General features: G+C 51.8%; 15 protein-coding genes. 7 read left to right on the forward strand and 8 right to left on the reverse strand.

What is annotated here, in order from left to right:
• Nucleotides 1-29 precede the first annotated feature (29 nt).
• On the forward strand, nt 30-515 hold the full coding sequence (gene rraA, locus OGY71_RS00720) for a ribonuclease E activity regulator RraA (RefSeq protein ID WP_003825188.1): 486 nt from the start codon (nt 30-32) through the stop codon (nt 513-515).
• Nucleotides 516-552: 37 nt separating this feature from the next.
• On the opposite strand, the gene OGY71_RS00725 is transcribed toward rraA, so the two are convergent.
• The 3 genes from OGY71_RS00725 to zapB form a co-directional block, all read right to left on the reverse strand.
• The gene (locus OGY71_RS00725; protein ID WP_003825190.1) at nt 553-942 is read right to left on the reverse strand and encodes a hypothetical protein; all 390 of its coding nucleotides are present in this window, start codon (nt 940-942) and stop codon (nt 553-555) included.
• Nucleotides 939-1,607 (reverse strand): hypothetical protein, encoded by a 669-nt coding sequence (locus OGY71_RS00730; RefSeq protein WP_032934070.1) that lies wholly within the window; start codon nt 1,605-1,607, stop codon nt 939-941. The genes OGY71_RS00725 and OGY71_RS00730 overlap by 4 nt, the downstream gene beginning before the upstream one ends.
• A gap of 92 nt (nt 1,608-1,699) precedes the next feature.
• Nucleotides 1,700-1,945: a septal ring assembly protein ZapB gene (zapB, locus tag OGY71_RS00735; RefSeq protein WP_095533156.1), complete on the reverse strand. Its 246-nt coding sequence runs from the start codon at nt 1,943-1,945 to the stop codon at nt 1,700-1,702.
• A gap of 428 nt (nt 1,946-2,373) precedes the next feature.
• On the opposite strand from zapB, the gene OGY71_RS00740 reads away from it, so the two are divergent.
• The 4 genes from OGY71_RS00740 (at nt 2,374) to fpr (ending at nt 6,738) form a co-directional block, all read left to right on the forward strand.
• The gene (locus OGY71_RS00740; RefSeq protein WP_003825195.1) at nt 2,374-3,219 is read left to right on the forward strand and encodes an MIP/aquaporin family protein; all 846 of its coding nucleotides are present in this window, start codon (nt 2,374-2,376) and stop codon (nt 3,217-3,219) included.
• 22 nt (nt 3,220-3,241) lie between these two features.
• Nucleotides 3,242-4,750, forward strand: coding sequence for a glycerol kinase GlpK (glpK, locus tag OGY71_RS00745; protein WP_003028792.1), 1,509 nt, complete (start codon nt 3,242-3,244; stop codon nt 4,748-4,750).
• A 135-nt stretch (nt 4,751-4,885) separates the two neighbouring features.
• A complete protein-coding gene (gene glpX, locus OGY71_RS00750) occupies nt 4,886-5,896 on the forward strand; it encodes a class II fructose-bisphosphatase (protein ID WP_063941743.1) in 1,011 nt (336 codons plus the stop codon).
• A gap of 95 nt (nt 5,897-5,991) precedes the next feature.
• Complete coding sequence (gene fpr, locus OGY71_RS00755) at nt 5,992-6,738, forward strand: ferredoxin--NADP(+) reductase (protein WP_063941742.1); 747 nt, start codon at nt 5,992-5,994, stop codon at nt 6,736-6,738.
• Between the two features lie 63 nt (nt 6,739-6,801).
• Here the strand turns inward: fpr and OGY71_RS00760 are convergent, their stop codons facing one another.
• Nucleotides 6,802-7,230, reverse strand: a complete 429-nt coding sequence (locus OGY71_RS00760; RefSeq protein WP_003825201.1) for a DUF805 domain-containing protein — start codon at nt 7,228-7,230, stop codon at nt 6,802-6,804.
• Nucleotides 7,231-7,330: 100 nt separating this feature from the next.
• Here OGY71_RS00760 and OGY71_RS00765 point away from each other — a divergent pair, with 100 nt between their 5' ends.
• Together OGY71_RS00765 and tpiA are read left to right on the forward strand one after the other, a co-directional pair.
• The gene (locus OGY71_RS00765; RefSeq protein WP_149335648.1) at nt 7,331-7,933 is read left to right on the forward strand and encodes a YiiQ family protein; all 603 of its coding nucleotides are present in this window, start codon (nt 7,331-7,333) and stop codon (nt 7,931-7,933) included.
• A 228-nt stretch (nt 7,934-8,161) separates the two neighbouring features.
• Complete coding sequence (gene tpiA / locus OGY71_RS00770) at nt 8,162-8,929, forward strand: triose-phosphate isomerase (protein ID WP_003028783.1); 768 nt, start codon at nt 8,162-8,164, stop codon at nt 8,927-8,929.
• Between the two features lie 39 nt (nt 8,930-8,968).
• On the opposite strand, the gene OGY71_RS00775 is transcribed toward tpiA, so the two are convergent.
• The 4 genes from OGY71_RS00775 to sbp all read right to left on the reverse strand — a co-directional run bounded on the left by OGY71_RS00775 (nt 8,969) and on the right by sbp (nt 13,776).
• Entirely contained in the window at nt 8,969-10,441 is a 1,473-nt protein-coding gene (locus OGY71_RS00775) for a DASS family sodium-coupled anion symporter (RefSeq protein WP_218667709.1), read from the reverse strand.
• A 113-nt stretch (nt 10,442-10,554) separates the two neighbouring features.
• Complete coding sequence (locus OGY71_RS00780; protein WP_126957433.1) at nt 10,555-11,859, reverse strand: SLC13 family permease; 1,305 nt, start codon at nt 11,857-11,859, stop codon at nt 10,555-10,557.
• A gap of 73 nt (nt 11,860-11,932) precedes the next feature.
• Nucleotides 11,933-12,682: a CDP-diacylglycerol diphosphatase gene (locus tag OGY71_RS00785; protein WP_020996109.1), complete on the reverse strand. Its 750-nt coding sequence runs from the start codon at nt 12,680-12,682 to the stop codon at nt 11,933-11,935.
• 104 nt (nt 12,683-12,786) lie between these two features.
• A complete protein-coding gene (sbp, locus tag OGY71_RS00790) occupies nt 12,787-13,776 on the reverse strand; it encodes a sulfate/thiosulfate ABC transporter substrate-binding protein Sbp (protein ID WP_063941738.1) in 990 nt (329 codons plus the stop codon).
• Nucleotides 13,777-13,854 lie beyond the last annotated feature (78 nt).

The raw sequence follows: 13,854 nt of genomic DNA on the forward strand, positions 1-13,854 counted from the left end.
AATTCTCGCAGCAACTGAACGTTAAGCCTATGAAATACGATACATCCGAGCTTTGTGACATCTATCAGGAAGATGTCAACGTCGTGGAACCGCTGTTCTCTAACTTTGGAGGACGGTCGTCGTTTGGCGGGCAAATCATCACGGTAAAATGTTTCGAGGACAACGGGTTGCTGTACGATCTGCTCGAACAAAACGGCCGTGGTCGCATTCTGCTGGTCGATGGCGGCGGTTCTGTCCGTCGTGCGCTGGTCGATGCCGAACTGGCACGGCTGGCCGTACAGAATGAATGGGAAGGTCTGGTCATCTACGGCTCAGTCCGCCAGGTAGACGATCTGGGAGAGCTGGACATCGGCATTCAGGCGATTGCCGCTATTCCGGTAGGTGCTTCAGGAGAAGGTATCGGGGAAAGCGATGTGCGCGTCAACTTTGGCGGCGTGACGTTCTTCTCCGGCGACCACCTGTACGCCGACAACACCGGGATAATCCTCTCCGAAGACCCACTCGATATCGAGTAAGCGAAAAAGGCCATCAGCAATTTTGATGGCCTTTTTTTCATTCATTTGATTCGTAATGAATGACTTTAATATCATACTTTTTATATTTTTCTTCGACAACGATACTCATCGTCTCACGACTGACAGGATAAGTTTCGATATAAGCATTTAATTTATCCTCAGCTATCTGAATGCCACTCTTTTGTATCCCGGTAAAAATTATCTCACTGCGTTGAAGATGACTACCATCATCTGCATAGCTTACAAAAAACCAGTCGTTAGATATCCTTGGAGCCTGTTTAAGAGGTTTCGGTGTTAGCAGATGATAAAATAATAAATTCTGCTGAGTGTAGATTTTTTCTGTATAGATGCTCACCATAAAATGACAATAAAATAGCGCAATAAAAAGCATAAACACAATAATAAAACCTGATCTCCTGGATTTCATATGTGGAGTTCCCGAACATAATCAGGATTAGCAATAGGTCTTATTACATCCATAAATAAAGGTAATTCACCCGAATAGGGTTCATGTCTCTTATCTTTATTGATAGGGTCAGGAAACAGTAACGGAATAACACTTTTATTCTTAAACTCACCAACTGGGCCATAGAAGTCCCAGATTCGATAAGCCTTTTCTTTCGAGCATATCTGAAGGTAAGAGGTGTAATCTGCATAATTTACCGCTTGGTAAAAACCAAATAGATTTGAGACCAAATCTTCAGCACTATAACCACTATCCGTTAAATAAACATAAGGCCAAAAGTCCTGTAAGGACTCAAAGCGATGTGACGTACCTAAGAATATTGATAAAGCAATACCTTGTAAGGTTCGCTCCTGCAATCCTCGGCGCACCATAAATCTACGATATATACCAGTATTGATATTTATGCCATGAATGTTTTTGGACATACTTTGATGATAATTCACTTCATAAAACTCACTATCACCACCACGAGGCCTTGTCATTTCAAACCATAATTTTTCAGCCCCTGCCGGATTAGCATGGCCTAAATCAATCCATCCTAAATTATCTGTATAGATAAGACCATATCTAATATCTCTGGTGATAAGTCGATCCGAATCATCAATAATATCGTTTCTTTTTGTCATATCGTATTCTTTGATATTTAAAAAATACGATATCCTAATCTCTACATAGCAAAAAGGCATCCATTATGGATGCCTTTTTCAAGAAATCAGAATTAGACTTCTTCCATACGACCCAGCAGGGCATGCAGTCGATCCTGCCAGCCGCTCTGCTGTTCTTTCAGGCTGTTGTTCTCACGCTCCAGCTCTTCACGCTGCTGCTGTGCAGTCTGAACTTCCTGCGACAGTGAGTTGTTCTTTTCTTTCAGCTCTTCGATTTCCATCTGCAACAGCGTGATGGTATCAATCGCCTGCTGTACTTTTGCTTCCAGTTTCTCAAACACTTCTAATGACATCGTCATACCTCTCCTGAATTGCAAGGCGTTGATGGATAAAAATCCTCGTCCCGATAACCGGCGACGCCTTAATAAAAACGAGCGCACTCTACTTAACACCGATTGTATGAAGCCGCGTCATCCCTGTCCAGCGGCATCCCGCGCAGATTGCGGTTTGCAACACTTTTAGTCTTTCTCCTGGTGACATTACTGTCATAACTCTTAAGTGTTAACAGATTGATCAGTGAAATGATTCAGCTCACACTATTTTTGTATAACAAATACCTCACAATGGCGCGAAAACGCTCATTTTGTTGATGCAGTACACACATTTTAATTTCGATATTTCTCGTTTTTGAGCGTTAACGATAAATTAACAGTGTGCCTACCGGCTCCGGGGATGTCAGTGACCTTCTCGCACACAATAAACATTAAACTCTCTTCAGGATCCGATTATGAGTCAAACATCAACCTTAAAAGGCCAGTGCATTGCTGAATTCCTCGGTACCGGGTTGTTGATTTTCTTCGGTGTGGGCTGTGTCGCTGCACTTAAAGTGGCTGGGGCTACTTTTGGTCAGTGGGAAATCAGTATCATCTGGGGTCTGGGGGTAGCGATGGCTATCTATCTGACCGCAGGCGTTTCTGGTGCACACCTGAATCCCGCGGTAACCATCGCACTCTGGCTGTTCGCCTGTTTTGATAAACGCAAAGTTGTTCCTTTTATTATTTCGCAAATTGCCGGCGCCTTTTGCGCAGCGGCACTGGTTTACGGGCTTTATTACAATCTTTTCCTCGATTTCGAACAAACTAACCATATCGTACGCGGCAGTACCGAGAGCCTGGGTCTGGCAGGTACTTTCTCCACCTATCCGAACCCGCATATCAATTTTGTGCAGGCCTTCGCGGTTGAAATGGTCATTACCGCTATTCTAATGGGGCTGATTCTGGCTCTGACCGACGATGGTAACGGTGTACCTCGTGGTCCGCTGGCACCACTGCTGATCGGCTTGTTGATTGCCGTTATTGGTGCTTCCATGGGTCCGCTGACAGGTTTTGCGATGAACCCGGCACGTGACTTCGGACCGAAACTCTTCGCCTGGATGGCCGGATGGGGTGAGATTGCCTTCACGGGTGGTCGCGATATCCCTTACTTCCTGGTTCCGGTGTTTGGCCCGATTACCGGCGCGATTTTGGGCGCATGGGCATATCGCAAACTGATTGGTCGTCATTTACCGTGCGATGTCTGCGCGATTGAAGAAAAAGACGTTGCGGCCAACACTCAACAAAAAGCTTCGCAGTAATGTGACTACGGGACAAAAAATTATGACTGAAAAAAAATATATCGTTGCGCTCGACCAGGGCACCACCAGCTCCCGCGCGGTCGTAATGGACCACGATGCGAATATCGTTGCCGTTTCACAGCGCGAATTCGAACAAATCTACCCGAAAGCCGGTTGGGTAGAACATGACCCAATGGAAATTTGGGCGACCCAAAGCTCCACGCTGGTAGAAGTTCTGGCGAAAGCCGATATCAGTTCCGATGAAATTGCAGCGATCGGTATTACCAACCAGCGTGAAACCACCATCGTCTGGGAACGCGAAACCGGTAAACCAATCTATAACGCCATTGTGTGGCAGTGCCGTCGTACTGCGGATATCTGCGAAAAGCTCAAACGTGACGGCATGGAAGAGTACATCCGTAACAACACCGGTCTGGTTATTGACCCGTACTTCTCCGGTACCAAGGTGAAGTGGATCCTCGACCACGTAGAAGGCTCGCGTGAGCGCGCTCGTCGCGGCGAACTGCTGTTTGGTACCGTAGACACCTGGCTTATCTGGAAAATGACGCAGGGGCGCGTACACGTCACAGATTACACCAACGCCTCGCGTACCATGCTGTTCAACATCCACTCCCTGGACTGGGATGACACGATGCTGGATGCGCTGGATATTCCGCGTGCAATGCTGCCTGAAGTGCGTCGCTCTTCTGAAGTGTACGGCCAGACCAACATCGGTGGTAAAGGCGGTATTCGTATTCCTATCTCCGGTATCGCCGGTGATCAGCAGGCGGCGCTGTTTGGCCAGCTGTGCGTGAAGGAGGGGATGGCGAAAAATACTTACGGTACCGGCTGCTTCATGCTGATGAACACCGGCGAGAAAGCCGTTAAGTCCGAAAACGGACTGCTAACCACCATCGCCTGCGGACCAACCGGGGAAGTGAACTACGCGCTGGAAGGTGCGGTATTTATGGCTGGCGCCTCCATCCAGTGGCTGCGTGATGAAATGAAACTCATCAGCGATGCATTCGACTCCGAATATTTCGCCACCAAAGTGAAAGATACCAACGGTGTGTACGTCGTTCCGGCATTTACTGGCCTGGGCGCACCGTACTGGGACCCGTATGCTCGCGGCGCCATCTTTGGTCTGACCCGTGGGGTAAACTCCAACCACATCATCCGCGCCACGCTTGAGTCTATCGCTTACCAGACTCGTGATGTTCTGGAAGCGATGCAGGCTGACTCCGGTATTCGCCTGCACGCCCTGCGTGTTGATGGCGGTGCGGTCGCCAACAACTTCCTGATGCAGTTCCAGTCCGACATTCTCGGCACGCGCGTTGAGCGCCCGGAAGTCCGCGAAGTCACCGCATTGGGTGCGGCATACCTGGCAGGTCTGGCAGTAGGCTTCTGGCAGAATCTGGATGAGCTGCAGGAAAAAGCAGTCATCGAGCGTGAATTCCGCCCAGGCATCGAAACCACCGAACGTAACTTCCGTTACAGCGGCTGGAAAAAAGCGGTCAAACGCGCCATGGCGTGGGAAGATCACGACGAGTAATACGTCATAGCCGGATGGCAACTGTGCCTTATCCGGCAATATCTTCGTGCGGGGGCAACCCCGCACACACATCAATAATCTCGCCCCCTCCCCTGTGCTACACTTCGCGCCATTCCTTTTAGCTACGAGTTTGCAATGAGACGAGAACTTGCCATTGAATTTTCACGCGTGACCGAAGCGGCCGCGCTGGCTGGCTATAAATGGCTGGGCCGCGGCGACAAAAATACCGCTGACGGCGCGGCGGTAAACGCCATGCGTATTATGCTCAACCAGGTCAACATTGACGGCACCATCGTGATTGGCGAGGGCGAGATCGATGAAGCGCCGATGCTGTTTATCGGTGAGAAAGTCGGGACCGGTCTTGGTGATGCGGTCGACATCGCCGTCGATCCTATCGAAGGCACACGCATGACGGCAATGGGTCAGGCAAACGCGCTGGCCGTACTGGCTGTTGGCGATAAAGGTTGCTTCCTGAACGCACCAGACATGTACATGGAGAAGCTGATTGTCGGCCCAGGCGCAAAAGGGTCTATCGACCTGAACCTGTCGCTGGAAGCCAACCTGCATAACGTTGCCGCTGCACTCAATAAGCCACTGAGTGAACTGACCGTCACCATTCTGGCCAAGCCACGCCATAATGAAACGATCGCCGAAATGCAAAAACTGGGCGTGCGCGTCTTTGCTATTCCAGACGGTGACGTTGCAGCCTCCATTCTGACCTGCATGCCAGACAGTGAAGTTGACGTGCTGTACGGCATTGGCGGCGCACCTGAAGGCGTGGTTTCTGCCGCCGTCATCCGCGCGCTGGACGGCGACATGCAAGGCCGTTTGCTGGCACGTCATGACGTCAAAGGCGACAGCGAAGAGAACCGTCGCATTGGCGAACAAGAACTGGCTCGTTGCGCCGCCATGGGCATTGAAGCGGGCAAAGTGCTGCGCCTCGATGAAATGGCGCGTAGCGACAACGTCATTTTCTCCGCCACCGGCATCACCAAAGGCGATTTGCTGGAAGGGATTAGCCGTAAAGGTAATATCGCGACCACCGAAACGCTGCTGATCCGCGGCAAATCACGTACGATCCGCCGCATTCAGTCGATTCACTACCTCGATCGTAAAGATCCCGATGTGCAGGCGCACATCCTGTAATTGATTTGATCAATAGAGCCTTCCAGCCCATATGGGCTGGAAATCTTTCGTCCAACGAACGAAGATAAGGCAATCAAAGCAGACAGGAGAAAACCATGGCAGATTGGGTAACAGGCAAAGTCACGAAGGTACAGAACTGGACCGATGCCCTGTTTAGTTTGACCGTGCGAGCTCCGGTTCTTCCTTTCACTGCAGGTCAATTCACCAAGCTTGGCCTTGAGATCGACGGCGAACGCGTCCAGCGTGCCTATTCTTACGTCAATGCCCCTGATAACTCCGATTTAGAGTTTTATCTGGTGACGGTTCCCGACGGCAAACTCAGCCCTCGTCTGGCAGCACTGAAGCCTGGCGATGAAGTCCAGGTGGTGAGTGAAGCGGCTGGTTTCTTCGTGCTGGATGAAGTCCCCGATTGCGACACGCTGTGGATGCTGGCAACCGGCACGGCTATCGGCCCATATTTGTCGATTCTGCAGTTAGGCAAGGACCTGGATCGCTTCAAAAACCTGGTGCTGGTCCACGCCGCGCGTTATGCCGCCGATTTGAGCTATCTACCGTTGATGCAGGCGCTGGAAAAGCGCTACGAAGGTAAATTACGTATCCAGACGGTTGTCAGCCGTGAAACCGTGGCAGATTCGCTGACCGGGCGTGTACCGGCGCTGATTGAAAGCGGTGAGCTGGAAAAAGCAGTCGGGCTGCCATTGGATAAAGAAACCTGCCATGTGATGCTGTGTGGGAACCCGCAGATGGTACGCGACACGCAGCAGTTGCTGAAAGAGACCCGGCAGATGACCAAACACCTGCGCCGCCGACCGGGCCATATGACTGCAGAGCACTACTGGTAAGAACGTTTTACTGCCCGGTAAACACCCGGGCATTTTGCCGGATGGCGCTTGCGCTTATCCGGCCTACGAGCCAGCTCTGTACTTTACGTCCTGCGTATCCTTACCATATTTATTTGCGTCCTGGGTGCCAATGAACGCACCCAGATCGATAAGCATACCGACCAGAATCAACGTTGGAACAAAGCGGCCTACCGCCCATTGCCAGACGCCGGGTAACATCGCCCAATTTCCGGCCAGCAGCATCCACGCCAGAATCATCAACAGCGCCCACGCTCCGGAACGCCCCCGGTCATGCAGACGTTTTACCGTCACTGCCGCCGTTGGCCATAGCAGACACACCAGACAAAAAGCCGCGGTCTGAATATCGAGTAATTGTTTGCTCGCCAGCGAAAACAGAACCAGCATGCCGACGATCCATAGGCCAATCCAAATCCAGAAATCACGGCGCCCGATGCGCCCTTTAAATGAGAATAACCACTGCTGTATGGTCATGTAAGTTCCTTTATTATTACCTTCCAGAACAGTTTACCCTTTTGACAAGCTCGACGGTTACCGTTTTAATCGTGAGCAGTGAGAATGAAAGGTACGATTGATGAAGCACGGATTTACACTGTTTTTATTATTGTTTTCAGCCTTAGCCGCGAGCACTGCGGCACTGGCGAAAGAGCCATCGACGGCAACCACAGCCCCCTATTTACTGGCGGGCGCGCCGACCTTTGACCTGTCGATTAGCCAGTTTCGCGAAAACTTTAATACACAGAATCCGAAGCTGATCCTGAATGAGTTCCGCGCTATCGACAGCAGTCGCGATCGGGCAAATCTCACCCGCGCGGCCAGTAAAATCAATGAAAACCTGTATGCGTCTTCCGCCCTTGAGCGCGGCACCCTGAAAATCAAAAGCATGCAGATAACCTGGTTACCAATTCAAGGACCAGAGCAAAAGGCAGCTAAAGCGAAAGCGCTGGAATACATGACCGCCGTCATCCGCACTGTCGCACCACTACTGACGAAGGAACAGAGCCAGAAAAAGCTGCAAAAACTGCTCGCTGCAGGCAAAGGTAAGCACTATTACGCCGAAACAGAAGGCGCAATTCGCTATGTCGTGGCAGATAACGGTGAAAAGGGGCTGACCTTCGCTGTTGAACCGATTAAGCTGGCTCTATCTGAAAACCTCGAAGGGTCGAATTCCCCCTAAATTATTCACGTTTCAGGAAGGCGGCGACGCAACGAATCCCCAGGAGCTTACATCAGTAAGTGACTGGGGTGAGAGAGTACAGCCAACGCACCTGCAACGTGGAGAATGACGGGGAAATGACAAAAAGCAAAGCCTTTCGGGGGATGAATCTCTATACTGTTTCACAGACCATGCTGCCCTGAGGGGCGGCCATATTCCTTAATTCGCTGACAAGCGTGGAGAAATGAAATGCGACATCCTTTAGTGATGGGTAACTGGAAACTGAACGGCAGCCGCCACATGGTAAACGAACTGGTTGCTAATCTGCGTAAAGAACTGGCTGGCGTTGCTGGCTGTGCAGTAGCAATTGCTCCGCCGGAAATGTATATCGACCTGGCGAAACACGCCGCTGCCGGTAGCCACATCATTCTGGGCGCGCAGAACGTTGATCTGAACCTGTCTGGCGCATTCACCGGTGAAACAAGTGCTGAAATGCTGAAAGATATCGGCGCGCAGTACATCATTATCGGTCACTCTGAGCGTCGTACTTACCACAAAGAATCTGACGAGCTGATCGCTAAAAAATTCGCTGTGCTGAAAGAGCAAGGTCTGACTCCGGTTCTGTGCATCGGTGAAACCGAAGCAGAAAACGAAGCAGGCAAAACTGAAGAAGTTTGCGCACGTCAGATCGACGCGGTTCTGAAAACTCAGGGCGCAGCAGCATTCGAAGGCGTCGTTATCGCTTACGAACCAGTATGGGCTATCGGTACCGGTAAGTCTGCAACTCCTGCTCAGGCTCAGGCTGTTCACAAATTTATTCGTGACCACATTGCTAAAGCGGACGCGAAAATCGCTGAACAAGTTATCATCCAGTACGGCGGTTCTGTAAACGCAGCTAACGCGGCAGAACTGTTTGCTCAGCCGGACATCGACGGTGCGCTGGTTGGTGGTGCTTCTCTGAAAGCAGACGCCTTCGCAGTCATCGTTAAAGCAGCAGAAGCCGCTAAACAGGCTTAAGTTGTTAAGGCGGGAGGAACACTCCTCCCGCTGTATTAACTACCAGTATCCCAACCAGTGCCACCAGAAGGCGCCGGTCACCCCCCAAATGGTCAGGTTGACCACACTCATCACCAGGCCCGTTTTCCACCACTCCGCCAGCGTGACATAGCCCGAACCAAAGATGATCGGCGCAGTACCCGTGCCATAGTGCGTGAGCGACATCATCAAAGAGGAGGAGAAACCGAGCATTAAACCAAGCAATGCTGGTGGCGCGCCGAGGCCTAATCCTGCGGCGAAGAACGCAGCGAACATAGCCGTAATATGCGCAGTTGTGCTGGCGAAAAAGTAGTGCGAGTAGACGTAAAGCAGAATCAACAGCAGCGTTGCAACACTCCAGTGCACGCCAAGATGGTCGATTGCACTACCAACACTGGTTGCCAGCCATCCCACCAACCCCAGTTTGCTGAGAAAATCTGCCATCATCACCAGCGCGGCAAACCAGACTATCGTATCCCATGCCCCGCGGCATTTAAGAATGTCATCCCAGCTCAATACGCCCGCCATCAATAGAATCGACAATCCAATTAACGCGGCGCTGGTAGGGTTTACGCTCCAGGCACTGCCCATCAGCATCGCTGGAACACCCGCCCACAGGCAGAGCAGCAAAATGAACACTGCCAGGGTGATTTTTTCTGCCAGTGATAGTGGACCCAGCGCATCCAGTTTTTGCTGCGCGAACTGCGGCGCATTTGGCGTGCGCGTGATAGCTGGCGGATAGAGCCACCAGATTACAATCGGCATGACAACCAGTGATACCAGAGCAGGAAGAAGCGCCGCAATAGCCCACATTCCCCAGGTCATGTTCAGCACGCCATCCGTCCCCTTCGTCAAAAAGCTGACGATTAACGGGTTAGGTGCGGTCGCAGTGATGAACATTGCCGAGCTGATCGGGTTAATGTTGTAGTTCACCAGCGCGAGATAACGGCCCGTTGAGCCATTCTCGGCATGGCCTGGCTGCGAGCCGAGGCTCTCCGCAATCGCCCGCATTACCGGGTGGATAATGCCGCCGCCACGCGCGGTATTGCTTGGCGTTACGGGTGCAATTAGCGTTTCCGCAAGGGTTAATGCCCACGCAATGCCCAGCGTTCTTTTACCAAATAGCGCAATAAACCCGTAGCCAATACGCGCTCCCAGGCCAGTCTTTAACAGACTTTGCGACAGCATAATGGATAAACCGATCAGCCAGATTAGCTGGTTAGAAAAACCACTCAACGCATCGTTCAACGCCGCGGAGGGTTTGCCGGGGTTAGTAACGCCAGTCATCGCCACCAGCATAATCGCCACAATCGCAATTGCGCCAATCGGCATGGCTTTACCGATAATCGCAGCGATCGTACCAATAAACAGTGCCAGCAGGTGCCACGCTTGCGGGGTTACGTCAGGTGGACACGGGATAACAAACCAGATGGTCAGCGTAATCACGAGCGAGATGATGGCAGGCCAACAGCGGATGGGGGTTAAACTGTCCATGAATCAATCCTTGAATTTCCAGTGCGCAAATCTGCGCTCAGGCATTAACCAATATTGCCGCGCATAATACAATTCACTCACTCACAAAACAAAAAATTAACATTTTGATACAGCTACAGTTTTCCCAACACCGTAAACCAAGCGTAATCCAGCGGCAGAAGAATCAGATATGTTGCCGCCGCCAGTGCGATACACAGCAGCATCCCCGCCCTTGCAGGTACTTTCCCGAGCGCCATCGCCACCACGATCGGTGAAGCCTGATACGGCAACAGTGGTGTGGAATAACCCAGCACCTGGATCATAATCACCGACAGCAGTGGGAATCCCGTCGCATCGGCAAAGCTTTGCGCCAACGTGGTATACAGCGCCGGAACACCGTTCGCCGTCATAATAAAATTAAGCGCAGTGGTAATACCGGTCAGCGCGAGGAAACTGGTAAACGGCTTTTCCGCATCCAGCGGCATCACCTGTAACAGCGCTTCGCCAACGGCGCTACCAATACCGGTCTGCGTGACGGTGATCGCCAGCCCCAGAATACCCGCCACATAAATACAGGTACGAATGTTGACCCCAGCGGAAAACTCGTCGCCATTGATAAAGCCAACCCGTGGTAGCAATGTGATAACTGCCGCCGCCAGCCCGGTCCACGCGGGGCCAATACCGTGCCAGCTTTCGCTTACCCACAAGAACAGCACCACCGCTAACATCCAGGCCAGACGTTTTTCATCCCGGCTCATCGGCTCCGGCGGCGTGAGATCGCGCGGCGCATGCGGCTTGCCAGGGAACAACCAGCAGATAAGCACAATGAGCACCGCGCCTTTAAGCCAACCCAGAACCGGCGTATGCAGCAGCAAATAGGGAAGATAATTGAGGTGGATGCCGTAAGAGCCTTCCGCCGCGCCGCTCATCACCAGATTCGGTACGTTAGCGGGTAAAATCGTCGCAGAAAGCTGGAACGTCCCAAACCCGACGGCCAGTGCCAGACCATACCAGGCGCGCGTGCCTTCGTTAATTCCGGCTCGTTTCGCCATCGCCGCGACAATCGGCATCAGCAGCGCAATGCGGCCCATGTTGGATGGCATTACAAATGCCAGCGCGTAACTCAGCAGCACTACGCTCGCCACCATTAACGGCCAGGAATCAGTCAACCTCGATGACAGCGCCCTCGCCGCCCTGTCCGCCAGCCCCGTTTTACGAATCGCAATACCCAGTACAAAGCCGCTAAACACCAGCCAGAATGCGGAGGACGCAAAGCCGCCAAAAATCACATCCGGTGGCGCGATTTTGGCGACCATCGCCACGGCAAAGAACAGCAGCGCCGTTATAAACTCCGGCAGCAGCGACGTAGCCCAGAGCAGAATGGTGATACCAACCACCAGAGAGGGGATAAACAGAGGGTGTGTAAGCCAGAGCGACATGCCTGTCTCCTGTTGTTTTTTTCAACAAGAATACGGGGACAGGCATGCGGAGTAAACGCCAGATTAGGTGGGGTTAACGCAGAATATCACATTGATGATCCTGAATTTCCTCAGCGGAGGCGAGATTCAGTGCCAGCAGATTGCGCTGAGTAGCCAGCAGGACAAAGGATTCGTCGCTCTGGCGCACCATCGCCAACGCATAGCTGCCCATATGCTCACGCGCATCCGGCACCTCTTCCGCCAGCATCATAAACGGGCTGCGTTGTGCCAGTTCATTTTCCGTGACGCGACGTGCCAGATATTCATGACCGCGCAGCCCACCCGGTAATGGTAGCCAGCGGGTGCTGATTTTCGCCAGGTTGTCATCCAGCTGCTTTCTGACATCGGTTCGCAGGCAGGAGATATGAATATGCAGGTGATTTTGCGTACGCCCGCTACGTGAGTTAATGGTCAGAGAGACTGCTTTGTCAGGGATTTCCTGGCCGTATTTTTGGCTCATAAAGCTACGCGCCTGCCAGGCCAGCCAGAAAAAGTTCGGTGTGCCTGATTTCAACAACAGCGGACTTTCCGTACCGTTGATCCGCCAGGTAGGCATCAACAGATATTGCAGTGGGCCGTTACGGTCTTTGAACACCACATATCCAGCATCCGGCTTTACTTCAGCGCATGGTGCGGGGTCCTGCTGCTGCAACTGGTGCGGCAGGCATTGCTGAAGAACGATCTGGCGTAATGCGTCCGGGTTGCCGGTGAATTTCCAGTACCCGATACCTGCAGCGGCGGCGACCACAATCACCGCCAGTAAAAGATAGCCTGCTTTTTTCATTACGCGTTTCCTGTATCCCATTGAAGGGCAAGAGTAACGCAAAACCATGACAAATAAAAAACCCGGTCGCGTTAGGCCACCGGGTCGGTAAATCAGAGACTTATTTATCGTTTACTGATTTGGTCGAACGTACCGCCGTTAGAGAAGTGCTCTTTCTGCGCTTTCGTCCAGCCGCCAAACTCTTCGTCGATAGTGAACAGCTTCAGCTTCGGAAATGCGTTTTCGTATTTCTTCGCAACGTCTGCATCACGTGGACGATAGTAGTTTTTCGCCGCAATTTCCTGACCTTCCGGAGAGTAGAGATACTTCAGGTAAGCTTCCGCCACCGCTTTGGTGTCTTTCTTTTCCACCACTTTATCAACCACGGACACGGTCGGCTCCGCGAGGATAGATTCACTCGGGGTCACTATCTCGAATTTATCTTTGCCCAGCTCGTTCGTTGCCAACAGCGCTTCGTTTTCCCAGGCAATCAGCACATCACCGATACCACGTTCAACGAAGGTATTGGTTGAACCACGTGCACCAGAATCGAGTACCTCAACGTTTTTATACAGGGCCTTCACAAAGTCTTGTGCCTTGGCCTGATCGTTGTTGTTGTGGTGCAGGGCATAGCCCCATGCCGCCAGATAGTTCCAGCGAGCTCCGCCGGAGCTTTTCGGGTTTGGCGTAATGACCGACACGCCCGGTTTGATTAAATCGTTCCAGTCATGAATTTGTTTGGGATTGCCTTTGCGGACCAGGAATACGATGGTGGAGGTGTAAGGCGCAGAGTTATCCGGCAGGCGTTTAATCCAGTTTTTATCGATACGGCCACGTTCAGCAATGGCATCCACGTCGTAAGCCAGTGCCAGCGTCACGACATCGGCTTCAATGCCGTTGATGACGGAGGTCGCCTGTTTACCCGAACCACCATGCGACTGGCGAATCACGACGTTGTCGCCCGTTTCCTGCTTCCAGTGCGCGCTGAAGGCCTTATTGTACTGCTCGTACAGTTCACGCGTTGGATCGTACGATACGTTAAGTAACTGAATATCCTTTGCCAGAACGCTGGTCGATGCCAGCAATAATGTTAACCCTACGCCCCATTTGTTCATCGCCCAGCTCTCTTAGGTAGTGTTGTGATGAGCAAAGCGTGCCAGAAAGGCATCCAAACATTAAAGAATAAAAAAAGA

Source organism: Citrobacter sp. Cpo109 (assembly GCF_030332565.1).
GTDB lineage: Bacteria > Pseudomonadota > Gammaproteobacteria > Enterobacterales > Enterobacteriaceae > Citrobacter > Citrobacter portucalensis.